Here is a 13,993-nt window from a genome sequence, read left to right on the forward strand (position 1 = left end):
TTGAAGACAGTATAATAGCAGCCCAACAAGCACAAAATTCAAATACATCTTTTTCATGACGAAGGACGGTGATCAACCATAAAAAATAGGAAATTGGTAATAGGCAATGAGCCTCATTGACGAGATATATCCAGTTCTTAGAAGAGTACCCTTGATATTTCCAACTGCCGTCTAAATATATTACCAATAAGCAAATTAATTACTATTGGCAAAAAATAACTACTGTTTATGAAATAAAAGAATGACAAATCCCTATAAAGATATTGCTATCGAACACAATAAACAGATTGTTATAATAAATGATGTTAGCCGGCAAACGCTTTCAGTTACGCAGACAATTATAAAGGGGTTGGGTTTCGTGAAAAAAATGCTTGCCATCCTTTTGGCCAGCTTCGTGCTGCTCACAGCATGTTCAGCTAAAACAGACGATGCTACAAACACAGGCAGCGGAAATGCTGCAGGAAACACTGCAAAAGAACTTACGGTTTGGGCATGGGACAAAACGTTTAACATCGGCGCTATGGAGCGTGCGGGTGCGGCTTATGCTGCTAAGCATCCTGATTCCGGCGTAAAACTTAACATTGTTGAAAATGCACAAGCTGACATTATCCAAAAGCTGAATGCAGGTCTTAACTCGGGCACAACAAAAGGTCTTCCAACGATTATTTTGATCGAAGATTACCGTGCGCAAAGCTTCTTGCAAGCTTACCCGGATGCATTTTTCGACCTTTCGGATTACATCAAACCGGCTGACTTTGCTGATTACAAAATCGGACCGACAAGCCTTGATGGCAAACAATACGGCGTACCTTTCGATTCTGGCGTAGCGGGACTTTATGTAAGAACCGACTATTTGGAGCAAGCTGGCTACAAAGTAGCTGATTTGCAGAATCTGAACTGGGATCAAGTCATTGAAATTGGTAAAGCTGTTAAAGAAAAAACAGGCAAGCAATTGCTTTCTCTAGATCCTAATGACCTGGGTATTATCCGGATGATGATTCAGTCCGCTGGCTCATGGTACCTGAAGGATGATGGTGTAACACCTGATATTGCTGGCAACGTAGCATTGAAAGAAGCTTTCGAAACTTACAAAAAGATGATGGAAGCGGACATTGTAAAAGTTCATTCCGACTGGAGCCAGTTTGTAGCCGGCTTTAACAGTGGCGAAGTAGCAAGCGTTCCAACAGGAAACTGGATTACAGCTTCCGTGAAAGCAGAAGCATCGCAATCTGGAAAATGGGCTATTGTTCCATTCCCTAAACTGACGAACAACGCTGATTCCGTTAACGCTTCGAACCTTGGTGGCAGCTCGTGGTATGTAATGAACGTTGATGGCAAAGAAGCAGCAGCAGAATTTTTGAAAGAAACTTTTGGTTCTGATGTTGACCTGTACCAAAAGCTTGCAACAGAAATTGGTGCAATTGGCACGCTGAAAGCAGCAGCTGATGGCGTAGCTTATAAAGCAGCTGATGAGTTCTTCGGCGGACAAACAGCTGTAGCTGATTTCGCAAAATGGACTGCTGAAATTCCAAGAGTTAACTACGGTATGCATACGTATGCTATCGAGGACATTCTTGTTGTAGAAATGCAAAACTTCATGGGCGGCAAAGCAATCGACAAAGTATTGGCGGATGCTCAAGCTCAAGCTGAAACACAAGTTAAATAAATTCGACCATACGGCAGATGAATAAAATCTTGGGCAATCAAAGCCCCGTCAGTATCGTTCGCACTGTTACTGGCGGGAGCGGCGGATTGCCCCGAGATTTTATTTCCGTGAAGAAAGGGGTTAGGCTATCGTGAAAGCAGCGCAGCCTGGCATAAAAATTCGTAATCGAGCAAGCTTTACAGGATGGCTGTTCGTCATCATTGCTGTCGTACTAATAGCGGCATTTTATTTCTACCCAATGGTTCAAGCGCTTCTTCTATCGTTCAAATCCGGCAAAGGGATGAACCTCCACTATGTAGGCTTTGACAATTACATTCGTCTATTCAGTGATCAGACGTTCCGTGTCGCAGTAAAAAATACATTTATTTATCTCATCATTCAAGTGCCGGTTATGATCGTGCTGGCGATGTTTATTTCTGTGCTGCTGAATGACAGCAAGCTGAAGTTTAAGGGCTTTTTCCGTACAGCGATTTTCCTGCCGGCGGTTACATCTCTTGTTGCCTATTCGGTTATTTTCAAATACTTATTTGCAGGCGACGGCCTTGTGAACCAATTGCTGCTCAAGCTGCATCTGATTGGCACGCCTATTCAATGGATCACAGATCCATTTTGGGCCAAAATTACGGTTATTATTGCCATTACGTGGCGTTGGACAGGCTATAACATGATTTTCTACTTATCAGCTTTGCAAAATATTGACCATTCAATTTATGAGGCTGCCAAGATCGACGGCGCATCCTCGACTAGACAATTTTTCGGCATTACAATGCCTTTGCTCAAACCTATTATTTTATTTACATCCATTACATCGACAATCGGTACACTGCAGCTGTTCGACGAGGTTGTGAACATTACGAAGGGCGGACCGGGCAATGCATCTATGTCCATCTCCCAGTACATTTACAATCTGTCCTTCAAATATTCCGCAGATTTCGGATATGCAGCAACGGTGTCTTATTCTATCGTAATTATGATTATTATTTTGGCATTTGTTCAGTTTAAAGCGGCAGGTGATAAAAATGGATAAGCTAAAACGGGTATCGGTTTATATTTTTCTCAGCGTCGCAGCGTTCATTTCCATTTTCCCGTTTCTGTGGATGATCGTCAGCGCGACGAACAGCTCCTCGGATGTAACGCAAGGCAGACTGCTGCCAGGCAGCAAGCTGCTTGACAATATTAATAATTTGTTCAGCACGGTCGATATTGTGCCGGCGCTTATGAACTCGGCTAAAATTTCCATTTCGACGACACTGCTGGCGATGCTGATTGCCTCGCTTGCAGGTTACGGCTTTGAAATTTATAAAAGCAAGGCAAAGGACATCGTCTTCACGATTTTACTGCTGTCCATGATGATTCCTTTCGCGGCGATTATGGTTCCGCTGTATCAAATGTTCGCAGGAATTTCGAGCAGCGTTCCATTTCTAGGCCTTGATACGCTTTCGGGCGTCGTGCTGCCAACGATGACGACAGCGTTTCTCATCTTCTTTTTCCGTCAAAACACAAAAATGTTTCCGAAAGAGCTGCTCGAAGCAGGTCGTATTGACGGCTTGAACGAGCTGGCCTTGTTCTTCCGCATTTATGTGCCTACGATGAAAACGACGTATGCGGCAGCGGGAATTATTACGTTTATGTCCAGCTGGAACAACTACTTGTGGCCGCTTATCGTGCTGCAATCGCCGGACAAGCGTACCATTCCAATGTTGATCTCCAACCTCGGCTCCAGCTACACGCCGGATTACGGGATGATCATGATGGCAATCGTTATTTCAACGATTCCAACGGCGCTTGTATTCTTCCTAATGCAAAGACATTTTGTAGCAGGTATGACCGGTTCGGTCAAATAATCAACTTAAAAGCAAGGGATAGGCGGCTGCATGCCGAGCATGCAGCCGCCTGACTTATCATCTACGTTATGGAGGAATTATTTTATGACTACTGCAAAACCGAGCCTCGACTGGCTAACTGATGTAAGTGTATTTGCTGTTAACCGCCTGCCTGCCCATTCGGATCACCGTTATTATGAAACAGCAGCAGAGGCGGAAGGCAATGGCAGCATGCCTCTGCGCCACAGTCTGAATGGCAGTTGGAAGTTCAACTATGCCGTGAGACCTGCGGATCGTCCGGCCTCTTTTTACGAGCAAAGCTTTAATAGCGACACTTGGGAAGCGATTGAGGTGCCAGGCCATATTCAGCTTCAAGGCTTCGGCAAGCCGCAATATGTGAATACGATGTACCCATGGGATGGACATCATGAGCTTCGTCCGCCGGCAATTCCGGAAAATGACAACCCAGTTGGAAGCTATGTGAAGCATTTTTCCGTTCCGCAGAACATGCTGGGCAAGCCGGTATATATTTCCTTTCAAGGCGTAGAATCAGCTTTCTATGTTTGGCTGAATGGACAGTTCGTCGGCTACAGCGAGGACAGCTTTACACCGGCCGAATTTGATTTGACTCCTTATTTGCAGGAGGGTGAAAATAGGCTGGCAGTTGAAGTTTATCAGCGCAGCACAGGAAGCTGGCTCGAGGATCAGGATTTTTGGCGTTTTTCCGGCATTTTCCGCGACGTCTATTTGTATACCGTTCCGGCTATCCATGTTCGTGATTTGTTTGTGAATACAGAGCTTGATGCGGCTTATGAGCAAGGTACGCTGCTGGTAGATTTGAAGCTGAGCGGTACGCTCGAAGGCGCAAGCATGAAGCTAGTGCTGAAGGATGCAGCTGGTCATACCGTTGTATCTGGAGCTGCAGCAGCAGCTGAAGCGGGGACGTGGACGGCTTCGCTTGATGCAGGAGCAGTATCGCTGTGGAATGCGGAAAATCCATATTTATATAAACTGTATGTAGAGGTTTATAATGCTGCAGGCGAACTCATTGAAGTGGTTCCGCAGCTCGTAGGCTTCCGCAAATTCGAAATGATCGACAAAGTGATGCATATCAACGGCAAACGCATTGTTTTCAAAGGCGTTAACCGTCATGAATTTAACCCTCGCAGAGGACGGGCCATTACGGCAGACGATATGCTGTGGGATGTTAAGACGATGAAGCAAAACAATCTAAATGCTGTTCGCACCTCCCATTACCCGAACCAATCGTTATGGTATGAGCTGTGTGATATATATGGACTGTATGTCATTGACGAGATGAATTTGGAAACACATGGCTCGTGGCAAAAAATGGGCGCGGTAGAGCCGTCGTGGAACGTTCCTGCTAATAAGCCGGAGTGGGAGGCTATCGTAATGGATCGGGCGATTTCAATGGTTGAGCGCGACAAAAACCACCCGTCCATCTTAATCTGGTCGGTCGGCAATGAAGCATACGCAGGCGAGGTGCTGCTGAACGTATCGAACTATTTCCGCAGCGCTGACCCTAGCCGCCTCGTTCATTATGAAGGTGTATTCCATAATCGCGACTATGATGCTACGAGCGACATGGAGAGCCGCATGTATGCGAAACCTGCCGATATTGAGCTATATTTGAATGATAATCCGCAAAAGCCGTACATTAGCTGCGAGTATATGCATGCAATGGGCAACTCGGTGGGCGGCATGCACAAATATACAGAGCTTGAGCAAAAATATGCGTTGTACCAAGGCGGATTTATTTGGGATTACATCGATCAGGTTATTGTGAAAAAAGACCGCTTCGGCAAGGAGTTCCTCGCTTATGGCGGCGATTTCGACGACCGTGCGACAGATTATAATTTCTGCACGAACGGCATCGTCTATGCCGATCGCAAAGTATCGCCGAAAATGCAGGAAGTGAAGTTCCTTTATCAGAACATTAAGCTGCTTCCTGACCAAGAAGGCGTGAAAATCGTCAATGAAAATCTGTTCGAAGGAACAGATGCTTATGAACTGGTTGTTAAGCTTCATCTGGAAGGCGCGGAAGTTTTCCGCAGCGTAAGCGAGGTTCAGGTTGCTGCACAAAGCGAAGCCTACATTCCAGTTGCGCTTCCGGCAGCAGAGCAAGCGGGTGAGTATGTTGTTCACGCGTCCTTGCAGCTGAAAGCAAGCACGCTTTGGGCGGATGCAGGATATGAGCTGTCATTCGGACAATTCGTATTTTTGGTGGAGCAAAAGGAAACAGTGATTCTTCCAGCAGGAGAACTGCGCGTCGTAGAAGGCGATGTCAACATTGGTGTGCATGGCCGCGATTTCAGCATCATGTTCTCCAAGCAAGCCGGCACGTTGACTTCGGTCAATTATGCGGGTAAAGAGATGATTGCACTGCCTCCGGCTCCGCTGTTCTGGCGGGCAACGACGGATAATGACAAAGGATTTTCCCTTGGCTTTGATTCCGGCATGTGGTTTGCTGCGAGCTTGACACGCAAATGTATGAGCGTTGTTTTGACAGAAGAGGCGGGAACAGCAACGGTAACGTTCCAATATCGTCTTAGCATAAGCGCTGATGTATTGGTGACAGTGGCCTATACCGTGCTGGGTGACGGAAGCGTGCAGGTGAAATCGCGTTATGAGGGAGCGGCGAATTTGCCGAAGCTGCCGATTTTCGCACTTTCGTTCAAGGTGCCTGCGGACTATCATAGGCTGGACTGGTATGCGATGGGTCCAGATGAAAACTACATTGACCGTGCATTCGGGGCGCGTCTTGGCGAGTTCCAAAACGTTGCCGCAGATAATGTATCCGGTTATGTTGTACCACAAGAATCGGGCAATCGTACTGGCGTCCGCCGCGTAAGCATTACGAATGATCTCGGACGAGGCCTTCGCATTTTGGCACCAGCGACTCAGCCTGTGGAATGCAATATTGCGCCTTATACCGCATTTGAGCTGGAGAGCGCGCAGCATCACCATGAGCTTCCGAACGTGCATTATACGGTTGTAACGGTAGCAGGCAGACAAATGGGTGTCGGCGGTGACGACAGCTGGGGCGCGCCTGTCCATGATGAATATTTGATCCAAGCGGATCAGGAGCTGGCTTTTGAGTTTCTAATCAGCCGGGTATAAACGTCGAAGTAAAGAGCAAATTGCACTTGAATGGCTGTATAACGAGAGTGGGGAAAAGAGGAGGGCGGCTGCCCTCCTCTTCTTTTATTGCGGCATCTGTCAGAAGAAAATATATTCTTAGACTACCGCTGTTTTATTAAACTAACGTTCCCAGTTAGCTTAAAGAATGAACGTAAATAAACACTATCCAAATTTCCCTATTGCTACAAATTATAAAGCTGATCCAAACTTCGGAAAAATTGAAAAATGCTCCCCGTATCTTTAAATAGCTCCGATTCGTTTATATGTTGAAAGAGATAAAAAATATAAAACGGAGACAAATAAGAAGAGTGTTTAGGGCGAAATCCAACTGAAAGAAGCTAGGCCTTGGTTTAACAACTGGCCACCGGTACAAGTCATGTACAAATTCATATAATAGGAGAGAAGAAATGATGAAAATTTCGAATGGAGTAGAAATGCTGGAATTGCAGGTTGAAGTATTCGGCAGTCGTCAAGAATTGAATCCTACCCTGATTTGGGATGATGAAACGGCTATTTTAATCGATACCGGCTCGCCCGGGCAATTGGAGCAAATACGTGCAGCCATGAACGAGTGTGGAGTCTCCATGGACAAGTTGAAAGCAATCATTTTGACTCATCAAGATATTGACCATATCGGCAGTCTTCCTGAAATTCTGCAGGCAGCTGATGGAAATATTAAAGTATACGCTCATGAGATGGATAAACCATATATTGAAGGAAAATTGCCTCTTATGAAAGTGAATCTCGATAGTATGGCTTGGCAATTAGAATCCCTTCCGGAAGAAGAACGTTTAAAGTGGTGGCCTACTTGTTGGAGAATTCTCCTAAGGCCAAAGTTGACAGAACGTTGACTGACAGACAAGAGCTTCCGTATTGCGGGGGAATTCAAATTATCTTTACACCTGGGCATACGCCTGGACGTATTAGTCTTTATTTGAAACAAAGCAAAACCCTTGTTGTTGGTGATGCCATGTTCAGTGTGGAAGGCATCTTGGGGGGGCCCCATCCGCATTCCACGCTGGATATGAATAAAGCTTTCCGTTCCCTAGAAAAATATTTAGACTTCGACATTAAATCGGTTATTTGTTATCACGGAGGATTAAGTACGGATAACGTTAAGGAGCAGCTCCAAAAGCTTGTCAGGAAAGCATGAACGGCTTAAAATGGTACATGTAATGTACAGTTTTTTTTTGAACTAATCTACCAGTTAGCTTCAATGAGGACGCGACAGTCTAACACTTTATTTTCCGAGTTTATCAAGAGCTAAATATAAGAAAATCAGATAAAATAAAGAGTTCTACATATTGTACATGACTAATATGTGAACCCCTTTACGTTTAATGTTTAACTATCGGTCTTCCCCGTTAGACACACATGCGGGCAATCAAGGTTTCCCGGAAAATGCCCTTGTCTTATTCAATCCTTTCCCTCCGACCGACGCAGCGTCCCGACCAGCTCTACAAAGTGGTGCCCGCGCTCTTCAAAGTTGCGGTATTGGTCAAACGCAGTGCAGGCAGGGCTCAGCAGCACTGTGTCGCCCGGTACGGCCAGCTTGTGCGCCTGCGCCACGGCCTCGACCAGGCCTTCGCAACGGAAAATAGGCGGGCAACTCGGCACTCTGAGCGCTGCAGCCTCGATTTGACTGGCAGCTTCGCCGATCAACAGCAACACCTTGACATGATCAGGCAGTAACCTGGCCATCTCGTCAAACGGTACCTTCTTATCTCTCCCGCCGGCGATCAGCAGAACTCGGCCCATGTGCGCTTGCAGCGTGGCGACGGTACGGGCGGGGCTAGAGCCGATTGAATTGTTGTAGTAATGTACGCCGCCCACTGTTGCCACCCACTGGTTTCGGTGCTCCACGCCGACAAAGGTGCGTACCGTCTCCAGGATTGCCTCGTCCGGCACGAAACCCCTCACGGCGGTCATGGCAGCCATAACGTTTTCCACGTTATACCACCCCGGCAAACGAATGTCACTGATAGGTACCAGACCGTCGATCACTCCATCGCGGACCATGTGCTCGCCGAAATACTTGGTCCGCCCCCGCCCGCGCAGTGTGGCGGTCGCCGGGTTGTCGCTATTAAGGATGGCAAGGTCGTCAGCACTCTGAAAATCCAGCAGGCGGCGCTTGGCGGCGGTATATTCATCCATGTCGCGGTGCCAGTCGAGGTGATTAGGCGATAGGTTGGTAATGACTGCCACATGGGCAGAGCGCGTCATGTCCATCAGTTGGAAGCTGGATAGCTCGACCGCGCACGCGTCCAGCGGCGACATTTCGCCCACGCGCGTCAGCAGTGGCGTACCAATGTTACCGCCCAGATGCACCTTACGCCCCCCGTTTGCCAGCATGTCTGCAATTAACGACGTGGTGGTGGTCTTACCGTCCGAACCGGTCACACCGAAAATGGGACAAGGACACAGCGCAAAGAACTCCTCCATCTCACTGGTCACACGGCTGCCGCCAGCGCGGGCCGAGTCCAGCGCCGGATGGTCTGGGCGCATGCCCGGAGTACGGAACACAATATCGCCCCCAACGCGATCCAGGTAATTCTCCCCTAGGCGCAACCCGACGCCTAGATCGTCCCACTCCTCCCGGGGCAGGTTCGGATTGCGGTCGCGAACGGTGACGTGCGCCCCTGCTGAGCACAGCATGCGGATCAGCGGTGAGTTGCTGACGCCAGCGCCGATGATGGTCACGTCCCGACCAGCCAGTGATTGGGTATAAGTGTAAAAAGCAGGATTCATAAGCACCTCCGCTTAAAGAATGTCATTAAATCAAATATACCACATATTGGAGCTAGCCTGCCTGTCCGTTAGCCATTCGTGCAGCGAGATAATCAGCCCTGCAACACAAAGGATGAATTTTCATGGTAGTTGAATAGGGTAACAGACATTCTCTCAAATAATCCTTTTATAGACCTCTGTATAAGAAAACTTAAGTTGTTCTCACAACTTTTTATTTTCATCTTCGAGCTTTTTCACCTTACGTTTAAGTGAATTCCGCTCTTCAAGATAAGTGAAATACTGTTTTAGTGCATAGCAATAAGTCTTCAGTGTGTTGTTGCTTTTACCTGTCTGATCGAGGTATTTCAAATACTTCATCACAGGAACAACTGGAACACCTACCGCATCCAATAGCAAATATCTCTTTTTATTATCATTAATAATTACTTCTTGTACTCTCACAACAACACTCCCAACGAAAGCATTTATCCTCAATATATTGAATAATTTATACTAAGATTTAAAGCCAGAGTTAATATTTCTATTAAACAAAAAATAGAGGAAATTAGCTCATATAATGAACTAACTATCCGCTATTTACGTTACTATAATTAACCGAGTCTAACACTTTATTTTTCAGTCCACTTGAATGGATAAAAATATTATTGAATCAACATTGAAGGAATTGCTTTCTGTCGTTAAAATCATCAATGAACGGGTCGGAACATTGGAAGAAGGGCAGCAAGTACTGACTGAAAGCCAACAAGCGCTGGCTGAAGGGCAACAAGCGCTTGCTAGGGCGTGTACGCAAACCTATTTGAGCCATAAACGAATGGAAAGCAGCGTCAAAAAAGCCTTGAACATATTCGCTGTTTTCTCATAGCGAGTAGCCAAACGACGGTAGTTTTTAATTTTGTTGAAAAAGCATTCGATGAGATGCCGTTCTTTGTACATGTCAGCATCTAACGGACGCTTTACTTTCCGATTGCGTTTGCTTGGGATCACCGGAGTAATTCCACGAACTTGCAAAAGCTCCATAATAGCATTGGTGTCGTAGGCGCGGTCCGCCAACACTTCACCTGGGCAGAAGTCTAGCTCCTGAAGAAGGCGGTAGCCCGTGATCGAATCGTGTTCTTGTCCGGGTGTCAATTCGAATCGCAGCGGATAGCCCAGCGCGTCCACCATGGCATGAATTTTGGTGGTTAGTCCTCCGCGCGAACGTCCGATGGCTTGCCGATCCTGCCCCCTTTTGCGCCCGCTCCATGTTGATGGACGCGGACGATGGTAGCATCGACCATGACTTGCTCCCAATCTGGTTCGATAGCGACATGCTTCAGAATTTCATCCCAAATATTTGCTTTTTGTAGACGCCAGAAAAAGCTGTAGGCGGAGGACCATGGCCCATAGTGACTGGGCAAATCTCGCCATGGCGCTCCCGTTCGAGCCACCCATAGCACCGCGTTCAGCATCTGGCGACGATCTTTGGGTGGGCGTCCTCCTTGTTTTTTTCGGGCCGGGGGCAACAGGGCGTCAAGGATATTCCATTCTTCATCCGTTAACTCGTATCTTCTTCTCATATCCCTTATTTTACTAAATTTCTACAGATTGTACAGTTTGCGTACACGCCCTAGTAGTCATCAAGCACTTTCTGAAAGTCACCGGATGCTTGCTGAAAGTCAGCGTGAAGGTTTCAGAGAGCTGAATGAGAAATTGGAACGTATGGAATTAAAGCTTGAAGCAACCTTTGAGCAGACAGCCCGCATTACTGAGGTAGTAACAACAACAATCGTTGATAGGCTCGATACCCATCGGAACATGATTGCGAAGCTTGAAGAAGAGATTGAAATTTTAAAAGTCGTCACAAATAATAGGCTCACATGCAAAAGAAGAGGAGGGCGGCTGCCTTCCTCTTCTTTCATTGCCTGATAGATTATTTATTTAACTGCTCATAATCCGCTCTCGTCAATCCGAAAAAGATCAAGTCCTCAAATTCTCCCCATTTGAAAATATGCTGCTTGAATTCGCCTTCATATTTCATGCCAATCTTTTTCATGACATTGGAGGAAGAAGGGTTTTTAGCCATGGCTGCTGCCATTATTTTATTCAACTCCAACTGCTCAAAGCCGAATTGAATAACACGCTTCGCCGCTTCTGTCGCATAGCCATGCCCCCAATAAGGCTTGCCCGACCAGTAGGAGAGCTCGCCTCGTTGATCCGGCTTGCTCAAATTCAAGCTCATACAGCCAATTAAGGCATCGTCTTTTTTGCGGGTCACTGCGAAAGGGAATCCCTCTCCATTGCTTGCTCTAATTGTATTGTTGCTAATCCAATCCTCGGCTGCCCCATCAGGATAGGGGTAAGGAATAGACAAGGTTGTGCTTGCTACTTCAATATTGCCGGCCAGTTTCTGAACTCTGCTTGCGTCGTCTAAGTTAAACGCTCTCAAAATCAATCGTTCTGTTTCTAGTGTTGGCTGCATAAGGAAACACCTCGCAATAATTGATTTTTTTTTGAAATATAGGAAAGGATATGATTTTCCCATCCTCCCTCTATATTTTGTCGCGAAACGAAGCTTTGCCGCCAGAGAACGGCAAAGCCGTTTACGCTTGTCTTATCTTATTTTATAGGCTTAAGCTTCTAAATAGCAATGTGCGAATCGTCATGGGTATAAGCAGCACATATTCTTTGAAAGCGTTCACGAAATGACTGAATGTGACCGTTTGTGAAAATAATAGATAAAGAAACCATTTGACATCGCACTATTGACTGAATATAATCGATTTATAAACAAAACGTTCATAAACATTCATTTGATTGACTGGGTGATATCATAAACGATCAAATAGGCGGTGAGGAACATTTTTGGCGAGGAACGCAAAAATTTAATTTTAGCTTTAGTGGAAGAACAGAAACGTGTTGACTTGCAGGCTCTATGTGAAAAATTTCAAGTATCGGAGTCGACGATTCGCCGGGATTTGCGGGAGATGGAGGAAGCCGGACTGCTTAAGCGCACGCATGGCGGAGCGATCTCCATTCGCAGCGTTAACTTTGAACCTAGCTTTTCCGAGAAGGAGATTACATCAACGCAGCAAAAGAAAGCGATTGCAGCGAAAGCGGTTCAATGGATTAGCAATGGAGATACGATTTTGCTTGACTCAGGCACGACCACTTTTTATTTGATGCAGCAATTGACAGCGTTTACGAAGCTGACGGTTGTTACCAATTCGCTTATGCTGCCGCAGGATTTGGAGCTGCCGCCAGGCATCGATGTCATTGTACTGGGCGGGGCTTACCGGCCTGGCGTATTGTCATTGGTGGGGCCGATAACTGAGCGCAGCCTCGATTTCATTAAGGTTGATAAGGCATTTATAGCGACGAACGGCATGGACTTGGAGGAAGGGCTAAGCACGCCGAACGTGGTCGAGGGAGACATCAAGCGCAAAATGATCAAGCGCGCTGACCGCATTATTTTACTCAGCGACAGCAGCAAGGTCAATCAGGTCAGCTTCTCGCGCTTTGCTGATTGGAGCGATATTGATATATGCATTACCGATTCGGAGATGCCGGAGGATTTTGCCCGGAAGCTGGAAGAGCGAGGCGTAGAGGTGTATCGCACCTCGGAAGGAAAGGAGGCATAACAGCATGTCCAAGCAGCAAGTTATTACACTTACCTTGAATCCTTCCATGGACAAGACGATTATGCTTCAGGAGCTGAAGGTAGGAGGGCTCAACCGTGCAGAGGACATCCGTCTTGACCCTGGCGGTAAGGGCATCAATGTGGCGCGAATCGTTCACACCTTCGGAGCGAGCGTCACCGCCGCTGGATTCATCGCTGGCGGCATAGGCAAACGAATTATAGGGGAGCTGGACCGTTCGGGCATTCATACTGCTTTCGTTGAAGTGCCAGGCGAGACGCGGACGAATATGAAGCTTGTGGACCAGAAGCAGCGAACGACGACCGAGGTCAATGAGCCAGGCTTTACGGTAAGTGAGAGCCAGCTTTCTGAGCTTAACCAATTGCTTGATGAGCTGCTGCCGAAAGCGTCTGTCCTTGTACTTGGGGGCAGCTTGCCGAAGGGAGCACCACCTGAGCTGTATCATCATTTTATTATAAAAGCGCGCAAGCTGGGCGTACGAACGATTCTGGATGCGGATGGCGAGGCGTTGGTCACCGGGATTAAAGCGATTCCATTTGCTGTCAAGCCTAATCAGTATGAACTGGAGCAGCTTGTACAGCGCAAGCTGGACACGAAAGAAGAAATCGTACGGGCTGGAAAACAGCTGCTTGCTCAGGGGATTACGCTCGTTATCATTTCGATGGGCGCAGATGGGGCCATCGTCATGAGCGGTGAAGAAGCCTATATGGCCAAGCCGTTCCCTATTGAGGCGCTGAGCACAGTTGGCGCTGGCGATTCGATGGTAGCCGTGCTTGCGCAGGCGCTTTTGCAAAATAGCAGCCTTGAGGATGTAGCGAGGTGGAGTACGGCCGCAGGAACGATAACGGCTTCCAAAGCAGGCACCCAAGTATGCGAGTTCGAGGAAATTCGCAGCCGGGCAGGAGATATTTATATTCAAGCATTGTGATTATATCGAAGCGAATAGCGACATCATAAGG

The 13,993-nt window shown here is 47.0% G+C and carries 10 protein-coding genes and 2 pseudogenes; 8 read left to right on the plus strand and 4 right to left on the minus strand.

Going from position 1 to position 13,993, the window contains the following annotated elements:
- Positions 1–358 precede the first annotated feature (358 nt).
- The 5 genes and pseudogenes from MHB80_RS09720 to MHB80_RS09740 all read left to right on the plus strand — a co-directional run bounded on the left by MHB80_RS09720 (position 359) and on the right by MHB80_RS09740 (position 7,804).
- Positions 359–1,666: an extracellular solute-binding protein gene (locus MHB80_RS09720; RefSeq protein ID WP_341282926.1), complete on the plus strand. Its 1,308-nt coding sequence runs from the start codon at positions 359–361 to the stop codon at positions 1,664–1,666.
- A gap of 130 nt (positions 1,667–1,796) precedes the next feature.
- Positions 1,797–2,693, plus strand: coding sequence for a sugar ABC transporter permease (locus MHB80_RS09725; RefSeq protein ID WP_341281946.1), 897 nt, complete (start codon positions 1,797–1,799; stop codon positions 2,691–2,693).
- Positions 2,686–3,510, plus strand: coding sequence for a carbohydrate ABC transporter permease (locus MHB80_RS09730; RefSeq protein WP_341281947.1), 825 nt, complete (start codon positions 2,686–2,688; stop codon positions 3,508–3,510). Before MHB80_RS09725 ends, MHB80_RS09730 begins: the two co-directional genes overlap by 8 nt.
- Before the next feature lie 84 nt (positions 3,511–3,594).
- Positions 3,595–6,630, plus strand: a complete 3,036-nt coding sequence (locus MHB80_RS09735) for a glycoside hydrolase family 2 TIM barrel-domain containing protein (protein ID WP_341281948.1) — start codon at positions 3,595–3,597, stop codon at positions 6,628–6,630.
- A 431-nt stretch (positions 6,631–7,061) separates the two neighbouring features.
- Positions 7,062–7,804 (plus strand): annotated as a pseudogene (locus MHB80_RS09740) (MBL fold metallo-hydrolase).
- Between the two features lie 263 nt (positions 7,805–8,067).
- Here MHB80_RS09740 and murD read toward each other — a convergent pair.
- The 3 genes and pseudogenes from murD to MHB80_RS09755 all read right to left on the minus strand — a co-directional run bounded on the left by murD (position 8,068) and on the right by MHB80_RS09755 (position 10,955).
- Entirely contained in the window at positions 8,068–9,399 is a 1,332-nt protein-coding gene (murD, locus tag MHB80_RS09745) for a UDP-N-acetylmuramoyl-L-alanine--D-glutamate ligase (protein WP_341281949.1), read from the minus strand.
- A 252-nt stretch (positions 9,400–9,651) separates the two neighbouring features.
- A pseudogene (locus tag MHB80_RS09750) lies at positions 9,652–9,840 on the minus strand (transposase); the annotation flags it as partial.
- Between the two features lie 351 nt (positions 9,841–10,191).
- Positions 10,192–10,955 (minus strand): IS5 family transposase gene (locus tag MHB80_RS09755; protein WP_341281950.1). Its coding sequence is split into 2 segments (ribosomal slippage): positions 10,192–10,619 and positions 10,619–10,955, totalling 765 coding nucleotides; the frame shifts between segments, so codons are not numbered across the junction.
- 142 nt (positions 10,956–11,097) lie between these two features.
- Between MHB80_RS09755 and MHB80_RS09760 the strand changes: the two genes are divergently transcribed.
- Positions 11,098–11,304 (plus strand): hypothetical protein, encoded by a 207-nt coding sequence (locus MHB80_RS09760; protein ID WP_341281951.1) that lies wholly within the window; start codon positions 11,098–11,100, stop codon positions 11,302–11,304.
- Positions 11,305–11,308: 4 nt separating this feature from the next.
- Here MHB80_RS09760 and MHB80_RS09765 read toward each other — a convergent pair whose 3' ends face one another.
- Positions 11,309–11,857 (minus strand): GNAT family N-acetyltransferase, encoded by a 549-nt coding sequence (locus MHB80_RS09765; protein WP_341281952.1) that lies wholly within the window; start codon positions 11,855–11,857, stop codon positions 11,309–11,311.
- A 370-nt stretch (positions 11,858–12,227) separates the two neighbouring features.
- Here MHB80_RS09765 and MHB80_RS09770 point away from each other — a divergent pair, with 370 nt between their 5' ends.
- A complete protein-coding gene (locus MHB80_RS09770; protein ID WP_341281953.1) occupies positions 12,228–13,016 on the plus strand; it encodes a DeoR/GlpR family DNA-binding transcription regulator in 789 nt (262 codons plus the stop codon).
- A 4-nt stretch (positions 13,017–13,020) separates the two neighbouring features.
- Entirely contained in the window at positions 13,021–13,962 is a 942-nt protein-coding gene (pfkB, locus tag MHB80_RS09775; RefSeq protein ID WP_341281954.1) for a 1-phosphofructokinase, read from the plus strand.
- Positions 13,963–13,993: the final 31 nt, after the last annotated feature.

It is taken from the genome of Paenibacillus sp. FSL H8-0537 (assembly GCF_038051995.1).
Classification (GTDB): domain Bacteria; phylum Bacillota; class Bacilli; order Paenibacillales; family Paenibacillaceae; genus Pristimantibacillus.

Bases quoted from the DNA above. Each gene is read 5' to 3' on its own strand.
- pfkB (WP_341281954.1), top strand. From the start codon at position 13,021: ATGTCCAAGCAGCAAGTTATTACACTTACCTTGAATCCTTCCATGGAC.
- MHB80_RS09760 (WP_341281951.1), top strand. From the start codon at position 11,098: ATGGAATTAAAGCTTGAAGCAACCTTTGAGCAGACAGCCCGCATTACT.
- MHB80_RS09765 (WP_341281952.1), bottom strand. From the start codon at position 11,857: ATGCAGCCAACACTAGAAACAGAACGATTGATTTTGAGAGCGTTTAAC.
- MHB80_RS09730 (WP_341281947.1), top strand. From the start codon at position 2,686: ATGGATAAGCTAAAACGGGTATCGGTTTATATTTTTCTCAGCGTCGCA.
- murD (WP_341281949.1), bottom strand. From the start codon at position 9,399: ATGAATCCTGCTTTTTACACTTATACCCAATCACTGGCTGGTCGGGAC.
- MHB80_RS09735 (WP_341281948.1), top strand. From the start codon at position 3,595: ATGACTACTGCAAAACCGAGCCTCGACTGGCTAACTGATGTAAGTGTA.